We start from the raw sequence: 3,984 nt of genomic DNA on the forward strand, positions 1-3,984 counted from the left end.
CCGCGGTGCCGCGGTTGTTGACGTCCAGGCACTTGTTGCCGTAGACCCGCAGCTCACCCGAGGCGGTCGGCGTCCACCGCTGGTTGGCCTGGCCGTTGCAGTCCCAGATCTGCGCCTGGGCGCCGTTGGCCTGCGAGGCGCCGTTGACGTCCAGGCACCGGCCCGACCCCACACCCTTGATCGCACTCGTGGTGCCGGAAGTGGGCGAAGGACTGGCGGACGGAGTGGTGCCGCTCCCCGTGACGGTGAGGAGGACCGCTTCGCGGGCGGGCACGGTCATGGTGTAGCTACCGTCGAACGTCCCGGCGTCGGTCCCCGCCCACAGGTTCCGTACGCTCGCCGGCCCGGTGAGGCCGAGGTCGGACCAGCGGGCGGTGATGGCGGCGGGCGAGGTGGTCCGGTTGAGCAGGAGCACCGCGCGCCGGCCGGTCCCCGACAACACCTTGGCGTACACCTGGCGGCCGCTCAGGTCCTCGGCCACCTTCACCCCCTGCCGCCCGAGGGGGTCCTGGTCGACCGCCAGCACCTCCCGATTGGTCAGGATCGCCCTGGTCTCCGCGCTCATCGTGGCGAGGTTGTTCCCCGCCAGCAGCGGCGCCCCCGAGATCGCCCACAGGCCCAGGTGCGTACGGTTCTGCGCGGCCGAGAACCCGTTCATCCCGACGACGAGCATGTCAGGGTCGTTGTAGTGCCCCGGGCTCTGGGAGGCGGGATGCTGGGCGGAGTCGAAGTTGGCCAGCACGCGGTCCATCGACGCGGTCTGTCCCCAGTAGATGATGTCGCCGCTGGTCCGCCACATGGTGGACATGCCCGGCGCCCAGTCCCAGGGGCTCTGGACGCCCCAGTCGCACACCGACAGCACCATCGGCCGCCCGGTCTGTGCCGTGGCCCGGTCTATCGCGTCGCTGATCGCCTGGTAGGCGGTGCGAGGGTTGAGTCCCTCGGCGCTCCCTCCGCACCAGTCGACCTTCACGAAGTCGAAGCCCCACCGGGAGAACTGCAGGAAGTCCTGGTCGTAGTGGCCCTCGCTGCCGGTGTTCGGCGCGGCCGGACGGCCGGTCGGGTAGTAGTAGCCGCACCCGTTCCGACCGGCGTCTGTGTAGATGCCCGCCTTCAGACCCTTGCTGTGGATGTAGTCGGCGATCGCCTTCATCCCGCCCGGCCACTCCGCCGTGTCGACGGTGATGTTGCCGGACGCGTCACGCGTTCCCTGCCACCAGCCCTCGTCGATGTTGACGTACTCGTAGCCGGCGTCCTTCATCCCCGAGGACACCATCGCGTCCGCCTGGGCTTTGATCACGTTGTAGTTGATCTGGGCCGCGAAGGTGTTCCACGACGCCCAGCCCATCGGCGGAGTCGTCACCGCCGCCACGGCCGCGCCGGCGACCGTTCTCGTCGTGGCGGCCGCGGCGCCGTCCGCGACCGCCCACCCCACCGGCACCATCGTCACGATCGCGAGGTGTACGGCGGCGACCAGCCGCCGTAGCCGGACGCGGGGGGAACGGCCACGCACGGTGTCCCCGGGGGACCGTCGCCGGGCAGGCCTGCGTAGTCGCATTCGTTTCTCCTTCTGATAGAGCCCTCGATAGGTGCGGCCACCGCGAGCCCCCGCCGCTCACCACCGACCCCGGCAGGAAGAAACCGAACGCGAAACTCAGTGTCGAAACGATCGAGAGACGTGTCAAGGCCGTCGAGCGAATCGGTTCGAGCAGGCTTTCCCCGACGCGCGGCCCCAGGTGTCCGGCGAACCGCTGCCTCACCGCGTGCGCCCGCCGGTGAAACTTTCAGCGTGGTCCGCCACCCAGGAGGTGTGTGGGCGCCTTGACGGGCGGAATCCGGGAGGCAGCCCTGACCCGGGCTCTTGACAGTGTTCACCGCGTCGTATTTGCTCCGCCCCACCACCGCCCTCGGACGACTCTCGGAAGGAGAAAATCTCCGCCGTCGAATTGTTAGCGTTAACAACGCCGGTAGAACCACCTGAAGGAAGACCTGAACGTTCCGCGACCCGCGCCGTCTCGCGTCCGACCCCCGCGAGACAGCGCGATCGCACCGGCATCTCCCCCACGCGGCTCCCACCTGACGGAAGGAAAGAGAACATGCCGGCATCGGCCCCGGTAGGGGGCCGTTGCACCTTTCAGCCGGACGCCGAGGTGGCGGCCGATCCTCCCGCGGGGGCTCCCCCGAGGGCGGTCCTTCGGTCATACTCGCAAGCGATCAACGGTGCCGAGCCGAGGACGCCGACGATGACAACTCCCCAGCGCCACCGCGGCGTGGTCGCCCCCGCCGTCGCCGCGACGGCGTTCGCCGTACTGGCGCTCGCCCTGTGGTTCGGCGGCGGCAGACCGCAACCGGCGATCCAGGGGCTGCCCTCCCCCGGCGCCCTGACCACCTGGGGCCTGCCGGTCGTGCGCCTCGTCCACGACGTCTGCGCCGCCGCCACGGTCGGGGTCCTGCTGGCGGCCGTCGTGCTGGCCCCCGCGAGCGGCCGGGGCGTCGTACGGGCGGCCGGGGCGTGGGCGCTCGGCTGGGCGGCGAGCGCGGCGGTCACCGAGGTTCTGACGCTGTCGGACTTCCTCGGCCTGCCTCCGGGGGACGCGCTGCGCTCCGGCGCGCTGTCCGCCTTCCTCTTCCACATCCCGCAGGGGCAGGCGTTCCTGACGGTGACGCTCGCGGCCCTGGCGATCGCCGCCGGATCACTCCTGCCGCACGGCCCGCTCCTACGGCCGGTGCTGCTCGCGGTGGCGCTCCTCGCGGTGCTGCCCCCGGCGTACGTGGGCCACTCCGCCTCGGCCGCCGACCACAACCTCGCCGTCCTCAGCCTGATGGCACACGTCGCGGCCGTCGCGCTGTGGACCGGCGGCCTGTACGCCCTCGTGGCGCACCTGCGCGCCGCGCCCGGGCTCACCGTCGCCGTGCGCCGCTTCAGCACGCTCGCGCTGGGCTGCTTCGCCGCGGTCGGGGCGTCCGGCGCACTCAACGCCTGGGTGAGGCTCGGCTCGGTGCCCCTGCTCTGGCAGTCGAGGTACGGCCAGCTCGTGCTGGCCAAGATCGCCGCGCTGGCCGTGCTCGGCTGGTTCGGGTGGCGGCACGGCGCAGGACCATCGGGGCGATGGAGTCCGGCGGAGCCCGCGCGCCGTTCCTCCGCCTCGCCTGCGGCGAGATCGCGGTGATGGCCGGCACGCTGGGCCTGGCCGTGGCGCTGGGACGCACACCCCCGCCGCCCACGGGGACGGCCGTGCACCAGCACGACGCGCTGGGATACGCCCTGCCTCCCCTCACCCGGGGCGCGTTCGTCACCGAGGTGCGGCCCGACCCGATCGCGCTGCTCCTGCTGGCCGCCGCCGCGGCCGCGTACCTGTCCGGCGTACGGCGGCTGTCGCGCGCTTCGAAGGACGGCGGGGGGTGGCCGGTCTGGCGGACCGCCTCCTGGCTGGCCGGTCTGGCCGTGCTCGCCTACGCCACCTCGGGAGGCGTTGCGGCGTACGCGCCCGCGCTGTTCTCCGCGCACGCGGCGCAGTACGCGCTGCTCGGCGCCGTGGGCCCCGTTCTGCTCGTCTACGGCGCGCCGCTGACGCTGTGGCGGCGGGCCCGTCCGGACGCGGATCCCGGCGGCGGTCCGGCCGGCCGCGCGCTGTCCCATCCGGTGACGGCCCTGGCCCTGTACGCGCTGCCGTATCCGGTGCTGTACCTGACCGGTCTGTTCGGATACGCCCAGCCGAGCCTCGCCCTGCGGCTGGCCGCGCAGGCGGTGGTGACGGTCACCGCCGTGCTGTTCCTCGCGGTGGCCGCCGGCGTGGACCCGCTCCCGCGCGCGATCCGGCCGCAGGTCCGCGCCTGGATGCTCGCCGGGGCGATCGCCGTACGCGCGTGGACGGCCCTGGTGGTGCTGGCGGGGCCGCCGCAGGCCCCGGAGTGGTACGCGGCGCTCGGGCTGCCGTGGGCGCCGGACCGGGCGGCCGACCAGCGGCTGGGGACGCTGCTCGG

3 protein-coding genes are annotated in these 3,984 nt (G+C 73.0%); 2 read left to right on the forward strand and 1 reads right to left on the reverse strand.

What is annotated here, in order from left to right; all coding sequences use genetic code 11:
• Positions 1–1,558, reverse strand: a 1,558-nt coding sequence (locus B1L11_RS44100; protein WP_218671703.1) for a ricin-type beta-trefoil lectin domain protein, incomplete at its 3' end; no start/stop codon positions are given.
• 685 nt (positions 1,559–2,243) lie between these two features.
• Between B1L11_RS44100 and B1L11_RS44105 the strand changes: the two genes are divergently transcribed.
• Both B1L11_RS44105 and B1L11_RS44110 read left to right on the forward strand, forming a co-directional pair.
• Positions 2,244–3,170 carry a copper resistance D family protein gene (locus B1L11_RS44105; protein ID WP_143737993.1) on the forward strand — a complete coding sequence of 309 codons (927 nt, stop codon included), beginning with the start codon at positions 2,244–2,246 and terminating at the stop codon, positions 3,168–3,170.
• Positions 3,110–3,984: cytochrome c oxidase assembly protein (locus tag B1L11_RS44110; RefSeq protein ID WP_143737994.1), on the forward strand; the 875-nt coding region annotated here is incomplete at its 3' end. The genes B1L11_RS44105 and B1L11_RS44110, both read left to right, overlap by 61 nt.

The organism is Microbispora sp. GKU 823 (assembly GCF_002027145.1).
In the GTDB taxonomy this organism is placed as follows: Bacteria; Actinomycetota; Actinomycetes; order Streptosporangiales; family Streptosporangiaceae; genus Microbispora; species Microbispora siamensis.

What these genes read in the sequence shown, in the direction of transcription:
- B1L11_RS44105 (WP_143737993.1), top strand. Translation starts at nt 2,244, where the DNA reads ATGACAACTCCCCAGCGCCACCGCGGCGTGGTCGCCCCCGCCGTCGCC.